A 12975-nucleotide genomic window follows, 5' to 3' on the forward strand; every position below is an offset into this window, starting at 1 on the left:
GCATACGCTCAATCCTTGAGGACGGTTATTCCACCTGAGAGATCTGCTCACTGTTGGCCGCCTGCCACAGCCAATCAACAAAGGCCGTCCCGGCGACATTCATGCTGTAAAAAAACTTCTGATACAGGATGCAGTGTTCTGATCCCGTTCCAACATAGTAGTTGAAATTAGGGGTCGTATCGCGAATTGTGTGCAGTGATGCGAGCATGGCCTTCTGCCAGTCGGCGACTCCACCCTTGCCACCCATCACTTCATAGAAGAAAACCTGGTTGTCATCGGCGATCGAGCTGTACTGACCAAGGTTGATATTCGGGTAGTGGCGCCCCACGGCAGCATACACATCGAAAAGATCCATCTTGATCCATTCCTCGGCGGAAACATTCAATTCAGGGATCCATTTGGGAGCGTGTCCGAAGGGATTCCAATTCGGAAAGTTTTTGACCTTGAAGTCCTGGCTGATGACGCCCACTCCGCTGTCGCCCACCTGTGCAACACGGGCTTCGGGGAAACTTTCCTTGATCTGTGGCGTCCAGTATACGGAACCATAGGATCCGGCGGAGGTGCCGGTGACCAGAATATTCTTCGCATGGGGGAATTCCTGTTGAGCCCAGCGAAGGACAGCCTGGGCATTGACCGCGCCTCTGTGTTGAATGGTGAAGGACTTGCCGTCCTTGCTATAGGTCATTTCCGAATCGCCCCAATGAATGTCACCCGTGCAGTAGGGAACGAGGACGTGATTCCATTCACGGAAAGGGTTTTGCGCTAGATTCCGATTGTAAATCCCTTCCAAGCCTTGTTTTTCCCAGTCACGCAGGTCAGGAGAATCATTGAAGGTGGCTGTGGCCTTGTTACAGGTGTCATAGTCCCAGCAGGCTCCGCCTCCAACGAAATCGATGATGAGATTATCGCTGGATCCCGGATTGACATAAAATTTGTAGGCGTCGCCGCGCGCACATACAGTATTGCCGCCCGGTTGTAATTCATTCCAACTATGTGGCTTCAAAGTTGAGCGTTTCGCCACAAACATGTTGCTCGGTTTGAATTCATTCACTCCAATTTCTTTGATGCCAACAGTGGCTCCAAAGACTTTACGAGCCTTTAACGTCAGCGAATAGATGGGGGTTCCATCCTGGGTTAAAAGGGTCCAGATGCGACCGCTTCTTTGGATACGCATGCTGAAATTTTGATAGGTCTTGGTGATGCCGTTATAAATATAGCGCAGATTGAGACTGCCACCAACGTCGGGATCACAGTCGGCGCAACTGATCAGCACGGCATCGATACCCGAGCTTTGCGCGAGGACGATCTCCTGGGTTAAAAGATCGTCCAGGGTGAAAGACTGCTCGCTTTCCGGGCTTACGCGGCTGATCTTTTCGATATCGCCCTGCTCGTTGAGATACAGAATCAATTCGTGATGCAAATTGTTTTCAGGTTCGCTGAGTATATCAACGATTGTCACAGGCTCCAGAGCATCCGTCTGGCTCCAGGCCGACGATTGCAGCCCCAAGGCGCACATTAAAAAAAGGACAATGCGAGAGCGAAAAAGCATAACATCTCCTTTGCTTCTTTACATAATTTTTGCAGGTTATCTGGTCTTTGTACTTTCACCGTTGATACGTGAAAACGACAAACGTGTCCAGCTGATAAAATTTTTACTTGCCCTTGTTTCCTTGTGCTTCATACAAACAATGACCGATAGCAGTTAAGCGTGTCGGTCATACAAGAGACAAATAATTGAGATGGATCAGCTCATGCGGCGAGCAGCAGGTTCCGCTCGCTGATTGTGAGAAGTGTATGTGCGGCTGGGTGAATCAACCCGGTCAAGAGCCGACAGTTTCAAAGAAGACTTCACCTCATCAAGAGCAGCGAAAGATCAGCATCTGCGTACGACGTCCCAGGTAAGGAATACCCCAGGATTTTGGGACGCTCCTGGGTTCGAGTGTATCGACCCGTGAGAAGCCTGCCGCCCGTAATTCTGCCGCGATATCAAACCTCGTGCGTTGATCAAAGATCAACGACTGCCCCTGCGTAAATCTCTTCAGCAGGAATTCGAGAGTCCGGCCAAGGATTCCTGGTCGCGGTTGTTCACAGAAAGGCAGCAGATCAAAAATAAACGTGCTTTGCGGATGACGTTGCACCACCGCGGCACAGCGCCTCCAGAGCTGGCGCTGCTCCTCTGCGGAAAAGTACATCAAAAGACCTTCCGCAACAATCGACACGGATTGTTCGGGATCAATCCACTGTTCCCAATCCGTTGTCATCACATCACCCGCGTGCAATTGAAAGTTTCGCCGCTTAAGTATTTCAGTTCCCTGTCCTGTTCTCTGCAAGAGCTGGCGTTTCTTTTCCACCATCGCGGGCAAATCAAGCTCGATGTAATGCACGCCTGGATCCGCGCTCATCTCGATTCCCCGTTGTGAAAGGCCGCCGGCGAATTCCAAAACCTGTCTTGGGTTCGCATTCAGGACAGCCTTATCGATGAGTGCATGGCGCTGCACAAGCGAATGCCGCAGCGAAGGCAGACGCCAACGAAAGGCCTTCATCACACCCAAAAAAACATTGGCCACAGCGAAAACGATTTTAGCATCACGTGTCAGCAGGAGTTCAGCGTTCCGAAAACCACCCCAGACCCAGGTCATGGACGTATAAAGGGCGGTTACGGTCAGGTCACCCTGCACTGGATTTTTTGCCTCTGCCATCAGACACTCAACTCCCAACCAGGTTTCAAGGCAGGCGGATCAGGCATCTCGCCGGGATAAAATTTCAAGGCCGCCGGATTCAGAGCCGCAAGAAGCCGTTTTGCCAAAGGACTCTCAAACGCTTCTGCACGCCGAATATGCCAGCCGAGGCGCGCATAGCAGAACGCAAAACGCAGGGCTTCCGGCAGCTCTTGCAGAAAGCGCCCGATCATAGCCACGCGACTGGGCTCGGTGTCCAGCACAGCACGCTTATAACCATAGGCTTTCATACCCTTGCGATTGAGATATTCAATCAGACGAATATCCAGCGCGGAGAGATCCTGCCACCGGGCCTTGGGCGCGCTGCGTTCCCGCGCGGCCCCTTCCAGCCATTCAAAAGGAGGCATGTCCGCCGTATCAGGCAGGTGCGCGGAATGATTCAGCACCGCATCGTCCCAAGGTTCATCGACAAAATCCAGAACCGTTTGCATGGTCGCCCGCGGTTCGGCCAACAGATCTTCCAGTTTCACTTCGATGACGCGATCCTTGAACGGTTCCACCTGGGCGCGCGCCGTTTCACAAAACAGGGAATTGGCGACAAGGCTGTCCGAAGCCCAGGGCATACGGGAGAGGCTCATCACCACGCCGCGCGGATCGCGCACCATGTGAATCACCCGCGCATCGGGATAGTCTGCAAAAATTTTTCGCAGGTAAGCTGTATGACTTGGAGTTTTATCACCCCAGCGTGGTTTATTGTATTGAGCCGCCTTAAGTCGCATCGTCGCCGTGAAGGCCTGGTGGGCCTTATCCCGCGGACAGGACGCGTCGACGCTGCGCAACACATCCGTCGGGTCGATGCCGAGCCAACGAAACGAGAAGGTCTGGACGTAATAGCGCAGAAAGTCTCGTGCATTGCGCCCCCGCGCATAGAGGGCATCCCACACATAGAATGATGCTTCATGGCTGATATAGATGCGTGGATGGGCACATAGCATCAGGCGCATGAGCGTGGTTCCCGATCGTCCGGTGCCTATGACGAAGATCGGTGGTTTTTCGGTAGCGCGCATCGTCGTGCTCCTTCAAACCGCGTACACGCGGCAGTTTAATTTAACTGAACGACAGAAGTAGGGACCGTTGCTGATATCCATAACAGAGTTCTCCCCGATGTGCATCCAGATAACGATTTGTTGCGAACTGTTTAAATCTGGTCCATCATCGGGCCAACAAAATCTTTCGATCGTTTCCGCCAGCGCTTTATGGAGAAAAACATGAAGGTCGGACCATATACGCTATCTTACCTTGATCAGCTGGAAGCCGAGAGCATCATGATGTTGCGGGAAGCAGTCGCGGCCTTTTCTCATCCCGTCTTACTCTACTCGGTAGGTAAAGACTCATCGGTTTTGCTGCGTCTATGTCAAAAGGCTTTTTATCCCGGTGAAATTCCTTTTCCTGTTGTTCACGTCGACACAGGTTTTAAATTCCAGGAAATGTATGATTTTCGCGACGAAATGGTCGCGCGACTGGGCTTACATCTTGTGGTCGGAAAAAATGCGGAGGCGATCGCTCAGGGTACCAATCCTTATGCACTGGGAACTCAGAAGTGCTGCGCGCTCTTGAAAACCAGGGCCCTGGTGCAAACCTTGTCCGAGGCCGGCTTCGACTGCGCCATCGGTGGCGCCCGGCGGGACGAAGAGAAATCCAGAGCGAAGGAACGCGTGTTTTCCTTTCGCGATAAGTTTGGCCAATGGGACCCAAAATTGCAGCGGCCGGAACTTTGGGACCTCTTCAATACCAAGATCAACGAAGGTGAATCAATTCGCGTCTTTCCGCTTTCCAACTGGACGGAGCTGAATATTTGGCAGTACATTGCCCGCGAAAAAATTCCCATCGTTCCGCTCTACTTTGCCAAAGAACGTGAAGTCTTTGTGCGTGGCCAGCAGCTGATCCCTCTGGAATCCGGCGCGGCCAACCCGCATGAAACACCAGAAAAGGTTATGTGTCGCTTTCGGACACTTGGCTGCAGTCCATGTACAGGAGCCATTCGGTCGACCGCCACGACGATCGAGGCCATCATCGAGGAGATGATGACGATAAGAGTTTCGGAACGCATGACTCGGATCATAGACCATGATACCGAAGGCTCGATGGAGTTGAAAAAGAGGGAGGGCTATTTCTGATGCCGATACTAAAAGACGATAAGGGGCGCAGTTTGCTCCGCATATCGACCGCCGGCAGCGTGGATGATGGGAAGTCCACGCTCATAGGACGCCTTTTACATGATACGAAGGGGCTCTACGAAGATCAACTTGCCGCCTTGCAAAAAAATAAACTCACGGTGGGCGGTGCCATCGACTTCGCGGCCATCACCGACGGCTTGCGAGCGGAGCGCGAACAGGGCATTACCATCGACGTCGCCTATCGCTATTTCTCGACGCAGAAGCGACACTTCATCCTTGCCGATACCCCAGGTCACGAACAATATACAAGAAACATGGCCACGGGCGCGTCCACATCCTCACTGGCCATAGTCCTGATTGACGCCCGACATGGCATCACTGTACAGACCAAGCGGCATGCGTTTATTTCCTCGTTGCTGGAAATCCCAAGAATCATTGTGGCCATCAACAAGATGGACCTCGTCGGTTGGTCCGAACAGGTTTATGAAGATATCAAGACGGAATTTACCGGCTTCGCCTCGCGCCTCAACATTCGCAATATCGACTTTATTCCCGTGAGCGCTCTGCTCGGCGATAATATCGTCAATCGCAGCCAGAACACACCCTGGTACTCAGGGCCGACGATCATCCAGAGACTCGAAGATGTCTATGTGGAGTCGGATCAGAATATGGTCGATTTTCGTTTTCCCGTGCAGCTCGTGCAGCGCCCTCATCAGGACTTCAGAGGCTATGCGGGCACGATTGCAGCAGGAGTTATTCACGCCGGTGATGAAGTGGTGATTCTGCCTTCCGGACAAACCAGTCGCATCCGTGCCATACACACCTTTGATGGAGAGCTGGAGACAGCGTTTGCCCCGATGTCGGTCACGCTCACCTTAGCCGATGCCGTGGATATCAGTCGCGGTGATATGATCGTACGTAAGAATAATGTGCCCCAGGCCCGTCATGAATTTGAAGCCATGATGATCTGGATGTCGGCCGAACCCCTGGTCTGTAGAAAAAATTATCTGGTCCGGCATACCACCCGTTATTCCAATGTGATGATCTCGGATATCAAGTACATGGTGAAGATCGACGATCTCTCCAGCGAGCCGGCCGATGGACTGCGCATGAATGAAATCGGACGCGTGTCCCTGACTTCAGCCTTGCCGCTGTTCGTCGATACCTATCAGAAGATCAGGCAAACGGGTTCGTTCATTCTGGTGGATCCGATTTCGCATGAAACCGTGGCCGCCGGTATGATCATCGATCGCGCCGCCCAGAGTGTGGAGGCCGTGGGAGGCGCCTTGCATCTGACACGGACCATCAGTCAGGTCAGTGTAAATGAACGCGAAGAACGCCAGAAATATCGCGGCATCACCTTCTGGTTCACCGGCCTATCCGGTTCGGGGAAATCCACGATTGCAGCGATTCTGGAACGACGGTTATTTGATGCCGGAATCAATGCCATGCTGCTCGATGGCGACAATCTACGGCTTGGATTGTGTCAGGATCTGGGCTTTGATAAGAAATCCCGCTCGGAAAACCTGCGCCGGGCGGCTGAGGTTGCTCACCTCTGCAATCAGGCGGGTCTGGTGGTGATCGCGTCCTTTATTTCGCCATTCAAGAGTGACCGGGAAATCGTCAGGGCGTGTATCGGCGATGATCGCTACTTTGAAATTTTTGTCGATACGCCGCTGGAAATCTGTGAGCAGCGTGACGTGAAAGGCCTTTATAAAAAAGCGCGGGCTGGGGAAATCAAGAGCTTCACAGGAATCGATTCGCCCTTTGAAAGACCCGAACAGCCTTCCCTCCAGGTGAGCACGGAGTGGATGAGCGCCGATGAGTGTGTTGAACTCATCGTCACGGCGAGTAAGGAATTGCTGTATTCGAGGGATCGATGAATTTCCAGCAGCTGCGCATCATCCGCGAAACCATCGGCCGCGATTTCAATCTCTCGGAAGTGGCCTTGGCCCTCAGTACCTCGCAACCAGGTGTCAGCCGCAACATCAAAGATCTGGAAGGAGAGTTGGGCCTGCAAATTTTCGTTCGCCGCGGCAAACGCTTGCTGGGCTTAACACCTGCTGGGCGCGAGCTGGCTGAAATGGTTGATAAGATTCTGGTTCATAGCCAGAACATGAAGCGTCTGGCGGATCAATTTGCCAGTCGTGATCAGGGGAACCTCGTGATTGCGACAACGCATACCCAGGCCCGCTATGCCTTGCCCGAGGTTGTGAAGAGTTTTAGCGAGAGTTTTCCGCGCGTGCATTTGAGTTTACACGAGGGAGGACCGCGTGAAATTGCCAGCATGTTGGCCAGCGGCGAAGTGGATCTTGCCATCGCCACCGAAGGTTTGGATGAAAGTCCGGATATTGCAACCTATCCCTGCTACACCTGGCATCATGTGGTGATCGTTCCCGACGCGCATCCACTCTGCGATGTCACCAGGCCCACTATCGAAGACCTGGCGAAATACCCGATCGTCACCTATCAGACAGCCATAACAGGCCGCTCTCATATCGATGCCGCGTTCCAGGCAGCGGGTCTGACTCCCGACATCGTTTTGTCGGCGATTGATGCGGACGTGATCAAAGCTTATGTGGAGATCGGGCTCGGTATTGGCATTATCGCGCCGATGGCCTTTCATCCGGCCCGTGATCAGGGCTTGCGTCTGCTGGACACGAGTCATATTTTCGGCGAAAACGTCACCAAGGTCGGCATTCTTCGGGGGCATTTTCTGCCGGATTTTGCTTACCGATTTATTGAAATCTTTGCCCCTGGCCTAAGTGAGGACGTCGTCCGTCCAGCGTTCACGCAGGTCTGAGACCAGGGGCCGCGTTTCTGATGAGGCCATTAATTATGAAGGCGGCCGGTCCACGGTCCGGCCTGGAAACTTGAGCGCGACAAAGATCAAAATGACCGTAAAACTGAATATGATCCAAAAAACCGGGACAAGGGATTGTCCAAGGGCTGAGGCTGCCTCTCTCAACAACTCCTGCGACAAGCTCTGGCCGCCGTGAGGTGAAAGAAGGGCGCTGGCTGTTTCGGCTGAAATGTGCGCTTGATCGGTCAGGAATTGCATTAAAATGCCGCCCAGCAGTCCCACGGCCAGCGTCCCTCCTATCGTGCGAAAAAACATCGTGCTGGCCGTAGCGACTCCGCGCAGCTTCCATTCCACATGCGTCTGCACTGCAATGACCAAAGCCGTATTGGCTAAACCAAGACCAATGCCGAAAGCCAGCATTGCAGCGTATATCATCCCGTACCCGGCTTTGGATTGCACGACCAGGGCGAGGCCGGCGGCCGAACCTAGAATCAAAAAAGAGCCAGCAAGAACGAAAGAGCGAAACGAAATGCGAGCGATAAAACGCCCCGAAATCGCGGCTGCAAGAGGCCAGCCGACGATCATGGGTGTGAGTGTGAAACCCGCTTCGGTCGGACTTCCCGCCATGACTCCTTGAACAAAGAGCGGCAGGTAGGTCAGCACGGAAAACATCGCCGCACCGAGCAAAGCGCCGGCAAGACTCGACACAGCCATGAGACGCGTGGAAAAAAGATCGATCGGGAGCAAAGGCTCTGGCGAACGCTGCTCGATGAAGACGAACAGAAACAGCAGCGCGATGCCGGTGATGCCAAGAAGCAAGGGGTATTCGCCGTTTGCTGCCAGCAGCAGACTCAGCACGGCGATGGTAAGAACAGCCGCTCCCGCAAAATCCAGATGCCTTCGTCGATTTTCGACTTGTTCGTGAAACGCAAGCATGAGCACCACGAGCGCCGCAATGCCAAAGGGAAGATTAATGTAAAAAACCCACTGCCAATTCAGATACTTGACGATGAGACCGCCCATCAGGGGGCCGATGATACCGGCAATGCCCCAGACGGCGCTAAAAGCCGCCTGGACTCTGCCACGCTCTTCCAACGAATAAAGATCGCCGACTATGGTTAAAGCGATAGGCTGCAAGGCCCCTGCTCCGAAACCTTGAAGACCACGAAATACGATCAATTGAATAATGCTGCTGGAAAGACCGCAGAGCACCGAGCCGACGAGAAAAAGAACGATACCGAACAGAATGACCGGCTTTCGACCATACAGGTCGGACAGCTTGCCGAAAATCGGCACGGTTACGGTGGACGTGAGCATATAGGCCGAAAACACCCAGGCATAGTATTGGATGCCGCCAAGATCTCCCACGACCGTCGGCATCGCTGTTGAAACCGCGGTCATTTCCATGGAAGCGAGAAACATGGCCAGAAGCAAGGCCATCGTGGTGAGGCGTCGATGAGGATGAGCCACTGAACCTCCGGACAATAGTACAGCTGTGGACAAGTGAATCGCAGCGACAGGTTACGCCCCGCCTGGCAATACAGGGGATGATTACCAGCAAACGTGCCAATTGGAAATAAAGATTGTCTAGTAATTTTGTGCCGGTTTTGCCGGATGCCCTCACCAATAATTACCAGGCAAAAGTTTTGAAACCGCCTGTTTGAACGCCGTTTAGCTCAATGTAATTATTTAACATTTCCCGAGCCGCGCCGGCCCTGGCGGTCCTGCCCAACGAAATTCAGAGTGGAACGCGCGTGATCCGATAAGGAAAGAGTCCATCGAATCAGGAGGAGTCATGAAAACGGCGAACGGCTGTCTTGCGCTGTGCCTGGCAATGCTGCTTGGATGCAAAGGCATGAACTTTGCGCAAAATCGTGATAGCGAGACGACGACTGCCTCCAGCGAATCCGCGCGTGCCGAGACTTTGGCCCCGGAAGAGGCCGAAGAGACCGAAGAAGCGGTGGACACCGTGGATGCCGTTGCGTTGGAACCGATTTCGGTGGGAGGCGCTTTTCTCGGTTGTTTTGTGGATCCGCAGATCGATGCGGATCTTTTGAAGGATATCAATCCAGGGACAGATTCTGTTGCCGTCGGTTGTCAGGCTTTTGATGATGCCAATTTCAGTCGTGTTCTAGGACGCGGAAGCCTCGTAATGGAGAGCGCCACCATACAATCGCAAACCTTGACCTTTACCTCCGTGGATAATCATCTGCGATGGTCATGGCTCACCCGTGTTCCAAGCGTGGCTCTTCAATCGAAACTATCCATCAGCATTCGTGCCAGCGCCGATGCAGTCCCTATTCAGTTGCAGGTGGAGCTGCTGGACATCCTCCCGGCTTCCATTGCCATGGGACCCCTGGCTTTGAGCCAAGGGACTTATAAACTGCGAGTCAAAGGTTCAGGACTTTGCCTGACTGGCAACGCAGCCTGGGCCTATGATACTGTGGCTCGCAAGCCGGTCACGGAAAGCCTGCGCATGACGGAGTGCAGCACGGCCTTAAGCTTCCGCTTTTCAAATTTTGACAATGGTTGGCGGTTGTCTGTTCCCCATCCTGCACCGCCGAGCTGTGATCTCAATAACACGCCGGCGGAATATTGCGGCCAAAGCTGTATTGACCTTGAGGATTTTGGTTTGGGAACGCGATTTGTACTGTGGGCCTGCACACTTTCGGTGGAAGCTCAGAGTTATGTGCTGACTTCTGCGGGGCGCGGTGCCGTGCGCCTGCAGGCCAACGGCCGCTTTGTGAGTATGAAAGATAATGCGATCCTGCCAGATTTGGACGCGGCGATGGAGTTTGAAATCGTGCCTTCCGCCCTGTCGAATTGATAGCGATCCAATCCTGCATTCCAGAAATGAATCGTCCTCGTCTCTCCAGAATTGAAGGAAGACACGCTCAAAAACCTATACTATTTATATGGCAATTCACTGCCTCGTGGAGACCCCAGAAACATGACTTTGCCTGATAGAAAAAGCGTGCGTCTTCAAGCCTTTCTTCAAAGATTGAATGCGAAGTACTCGCTGCGTCTTCACATGTCGATCCTTCTCTCGCTTATGCTTGTCTCGGCGTTCGGGTTCAACAAACTTCTCCTGCTTTTGGGTCTCAATCATCTGGTTTTCCGCTATACTCTCGTAACAGTACTGAGTTATCTCTCGTTTTTCGTCTATTTGAGACTCTGGATCCTCTGTCTATTTCCCAGCAAACCTTCCCGTCTGGAGGTTCTACCTGAGGACATTCTTATTGGAGATTTCGAGACTCTTCCACACGGCTCTAGCCTCTCAGGTCAGGTCGCGACAGAAAAAATAAAGGGAAGCGGAGGAAGCTTTTCGGGAGGAGGAGCTTCGGCCAGCTGGGAAGGCGAGGCGGTTCCTTCAGTTCCGGCCAAAGACGTGTTGCTGCCAGATGTTGGCCTTGGCGACGAGAGTGCGCCTGTGGTCATTCCGATCATCTTGATTGGCTTGGCCGCTTCATCCGTCCTTGCCATGCTCGTTGTCTGTGGCACCATGCTGGTAACGGCTCCAGCCATTCTCGGGGAAGTTGCATTGGAGGTTGTATTGGGAATCGGTTTGGCCAGGCGACTTAACAGAAATTTCCCAACATTCTCGGGTGATCGCTGGTTTCAAACTGCCTTGAAAAAGACGTATCTATTTTTTCTTCTGGTGCTGATCTCCAATGTTGCCCTCGCATGGGTCGCGATGCATTACTTTCCGAATGCGCAAGGCATAGTCGAGATTTTGAGACAGCTTTAAATGGAATGTCGGTGGATTCAATGCATCCACCACGCACGTTCATTCGGGAGGAACGAGCGTTCCTGACTTTTCTGCGCCAGGCGCTCGACCTGAACCCTACGGACAGCAATGTCCGAGATCTTAGGCTTTAGGATGAAAAGAGCATACCCATCAGCCCGCGCTTTTTATAATAGTGCGGATGGGCATAGTGAGGCTGCGGAGCGCCCCAGGGCGGATGTCCCGGCATAGGTTGGGCAGGTGGCGGTGGCATCTGCTGAACCCATTGATTTTGCAACTGGCTCAGGGTCTCAAGCTCACCATAGTCGAGAAAAATACCGCGGCAGTTATCGCACTGTTCAATGTGGACATTGTGGCGATTGTGGGTCCGCATCGTGCCTCGGCACTTCGGACATTGCATGGTCATGTTCATATACTTCTCCTGTAAAGGTGGATGGCAGGATTCGCCATACCTGTTGCAATCTATGAATCAAGCCTGTGAAGACATACTAGCAATTCTTTGACAGGCTTCAAGCAAAGGTCGCTCCGCGTCGAGTATGGATCTTTTCTTTCGCCTTGCTCTTATGAGAGCTGACGCTGCGCACTGAACAATCAACGCGCGCGCAGGTTTTTCCAGGGTAAGCCACGGATCACCGTCTTCAGGAATGGCAGGGCCTCCCGCGTTCCGGTAGTGCTTGAGAAACGACATCCAGACATCGGGAGGAATCAAACCGGCTGCAAAAAAAGCGGCAGGCCGCGCCAGATCCCAAGCAGGGTCACCCAGCCCCATATCATCAGGATCAATCAGACGTAAAGTATCGTGGTCGCCCCGTGTCAGGGAAAGAAGCTGCCCGAAGTGCCAGTCTCCGTGCACCATCGTTGTCAGCTCCCCATCGTCATCGTCCAAATTCAGTGTCCTGGCCGCGCTGAGAACCGCTTTCACAGCTGGATCCGTGGGATCGGAACCTGCGTCTTCGAGTTGCGCCAGCGTCTGTCCAACTTTCTTCATGGCCCGACAGCGCGGCAATTTCCTTGCGTGCTGGGTGGACGTGATGGTGAGGCTATGCAGCTGCGCCAGGAGACAAGCGGCCTTGTCCCAGGGCGCCGTCCCGAGATGACCTTCAAGCGGCACGCCGACAGGCCAAAGTGTGGCGAGCAGCTGACCCGAGACATGCCAAACGTCGTGATGTAAAGGCGTCAGAAATATCTTCTGCATCGGTTCATGAAACAGAAGTTCAAGACGGGCCCTCAGATTGTCAGCATGAGTTCCAGGCGCATGCGCTTTCACCACGACAGAACCCACACGAATGACCAGGCGATCAGAACGACGGGAGAGTATGCGTCCCTGGGTGAATTTGGTTCCAGCGAAGGAATTTGCCAGGTGAAGAAGGTCATTCAACACGGAAGGGTCGCTCATTTTATCGATCCATCGGCCTGATTGTACGGTAACCTGTTCCATCTAGTGCAGCCCTCTCCACGTTCTCTCGTGGTCTGGTGCGATTTAGACAAAAAACCGATGTTTGATCAAGACGATATACTGATATAAGGACATTGTTTTTGACAAAGTTCCATTCGACCAGCCTTGCCTGGCGG

General features: G+C 53.2%; 11 protein-coding genes. 5 read left to right on the plus strand and 6 right to left on the minus strand.

Annotated elements, in window-relative coordinates; all coding sequences use genetic code 11:
- Positions 1 to 25: 25 nt before the first annotated feature.
- The 3 genes from OLTU_RS08010 to OLTU_RS08020 form a co-directional block, all read right to left on the minus strand.
- Positions 26 to 1549 (minus strand): pectin acetylesterase-family hydrolase, encoded by a 1524-nt coding sequence (locus OLTU_RS08010; protein ID WP_141732235.1) that lies wholly within the window; start codon positions 1547 to 1549, stop codon positions 26 to 28.
- Between the two features lie 307 nt (positions 1550 to 1856).
- Complete coding sequence (locus OLTU_RS08015; protein ID WP_141732236.1) at positions 1857 to 2699, minus strand: class I SAM-dependent methyltransferase; 843 nt, start codon at positions 2697 to 2699, stop codon at positions 1857 to 1859.
- Positions 2699 to 3745, minus strand: coding sequence for a sulfotransferase family protein (locus OLTU_RS08020; protein WP_141732237.1), 1047 nt, complete (start codon positions 3743 to 3745; stop codon positions 2699 to 2701). Before OLTU_RS08020 ends, OLTU_RS08015 begins: the two co-directional genes overlap by 1 nt.
- Before the next feature lie 201 nt (positions 3746 to 3946).
- On the opposite strand from OLTU_RS08020, the gene cysD reads away from it, so the two are divergent.
- The 3 genes from cysD to OLTU_RS08035 are packed head-to-tail and all read left to right on the plus strand — an operon-like array spanning position 3947 to position 7658.
- Positions 3947 to 4855, plus strand: a complete 909-nt coding sequence (cysD, locus tag OLTU_RS08025; protein ID WP_218109912.1) for a sulfate adenylyltransferase subunit CysD — start codon at positions 3947 to 3949, stop codon at positions 4853 to 4855.
- Positions 4855 to 6738 (plus strand): sulfate adenylyltransferase subunit CysN, encoded by a 1884-nt coding sequence (gene cysN, locus OLTU_RS08030; RefSeq protein WP_141732239.1) that lies wholly within the window; start codon positions 4855 to 4857, stop codon positions 6736 to 6738. The genes cysD and cysN overlap by 1 nt, the downstream gene beginning before the upstream one ends.
- Positions 6735 to 7658 (plus strand): CysB family HTH-type transcriptional regulator, encoded by a 924-nt coding sequence (locus OLTU_RS08035; protein WP_141732240.1) that lies wholly within the window; start codon positions 6735 to 6737, stop codon positions 7656 to 7658. Before cysN ends, OLTU_RS08035 begins: the two co-directional genes overlap by 4 nt.
- Positions 7659 to 7691: 33 nt before the next feature.
- Here OLTU_RS08035 and OLTU_RS08040 read toward each other — a convergent pair whose 3' ends face one another.
- Positions 7692 to 9098, minus strand: a complete 1407-nt coding sequence (locus tag OLTU_RS08040) for an MDR family MFS transporter (protein ID WP_141736761.1) — start codon at positions 9096 to 9098, stop codon at positions 7692 to 7694.
- A gap of 355 nt (positions 9099 to 9453) precedes the next feature.
- Between OLTU_RS08040 and OLTU_RS08045 the strand changes: the two genes are divergently transcribed.
- Positions 9454 to 10485 carry a hypothetical protein gene (locus OLTU_RS08045; protein WP_141732241.1) on the plus strand — a complete coding sequence of 344 codons (1032 nt, stop codon included), beginning with the start codon at positions 9454 to 9456 and terminating at the stop codon, positions 10483 to 10485.
- Between the two features lie 123 nt (positions 10486 to 10608).
- The gene (locus tag OLTU_RS08050) at positions 10609 to 11406 is read left to right on the plus strand and encodes a hypothetical protein (protein WP_141732242.1); all 798 of its coding nucleotides are present in this window, start codon (positions 10609 to 10611) and stop codon (positions 11404 to 11406) included.
- A gap of 127 nt (positions 11407 to 11533) precedes the next feature.
- Here the strand turns inward: OLTU_RS08050 and OLTU_RS08055 are convergent, their stop codons facing one another.
- Positions 11534 to 11803, minus strand: coding sequence for a TFIIB-type zinc ribbon-containing protein (locus OLTU_RS08055; protein WP_141736762.1), 270 nt, complete (start codon positions 11801 to 11803; stop codon positions 11534 to 11536).
- A 69-nt stretch (positions 11804 to 11872) separates the two neighbouring features.
- On the minus strand, positions 11873 to 12799 hold the full coding sequence (locus OLTU_RS08060; protein ID WP_176736432.1) for a phosphotransferase family protein: 927 nt from the start codon (positions 12797 to 12799) through the stop codon (positions 11873 to 11875).
- Positions 12800 to 12975 lie beyond the last annotated feature (176 nt).

The organism is Oligoflexus tunisiensis, from assembly GCF_001748245.1.
GTDB lineage: Bacteria > Bdellovibrionota_B > Oligoflexia > Oligoflexales > Oligoflexaceae > Oligoflexus > Oligoflexus tunisiensis.

Coding starts and splice junctions, on each gene's coding strand:
- OLTU_RS08010 (WP_141732235.1), bottom strand. CDS start 1,549: ATGCTTTTTCGCTCTCGCATTGTCCTTTTTTTAATGTGCGCCTTGGGG.
- OLTU_RS08015 (WP_141732236.1), bottom strand. CDS start 2,699: ATGGCAGAGGCAAAAAATCCAGTGCAGGGTGACCTGACCGTAACCGCC.
- OLTU_RS08020 (WP_141732237.1), bottom strand. CDS start 3,745: ATGCGCGCTACCGAAAAACCACCGATCTTCGTCATAGGCACCGGACGA.
- cysD (WP_218109912.1), top strand. CDS start 3,947: ATGAAGGTCGGACCATATACGCTATCTTACCTTGATCAGCTGGAAGCC.
- cysN (WP_141732239.1), top strand. CDS start 4,855: ATGCCGATACTAAAAGACGATAAGGGGCGCAGTTTGCTCCGCATATCG.
- OLTU_RS08035 (WP_141732240.1), top strand. CDS start 6,735: ATGAATTTCCAGCAGCTGCGCATCATCCGCGAAACCATCGGCCGCGAT.
- OLTU_RS08040 (WP_141736761.1), bottom strand. CDS start 9,098: ATGGCCTTGCTTCTGGCCATGTTTCTCGCTTCCATGGAAATGACCGCG.
- OLTU_RS08045 (WP_141732241.1), top strand. CDS start 9,454: ATGAAAACGGCGAACGGCTGTCTTGCGCTGTGCCTGGCAATGCTGCTT.
- OLTU_RS08050 (WP_141732242.1), top strand. CDS start 10,609: ATGACTTTGCCTGATAGAAAAAGCGTGCGTCTTCAAGCCTTTCTTCAA.
- OLTU_RS08055 (WP_141736762.1), bottom strand. CDS start 11,803: ATGCAATGTCCGAAGTGCCGAGGCACGATGCGGACCCACAATCGCCAC.
- OLTU_RS08060 (WP_176736432.1), bottom strand. CDS start 12,799: ATGAGCGACCCTTCCGTGTTGAATGACCTTCTTCACCTGGCAAATTCC.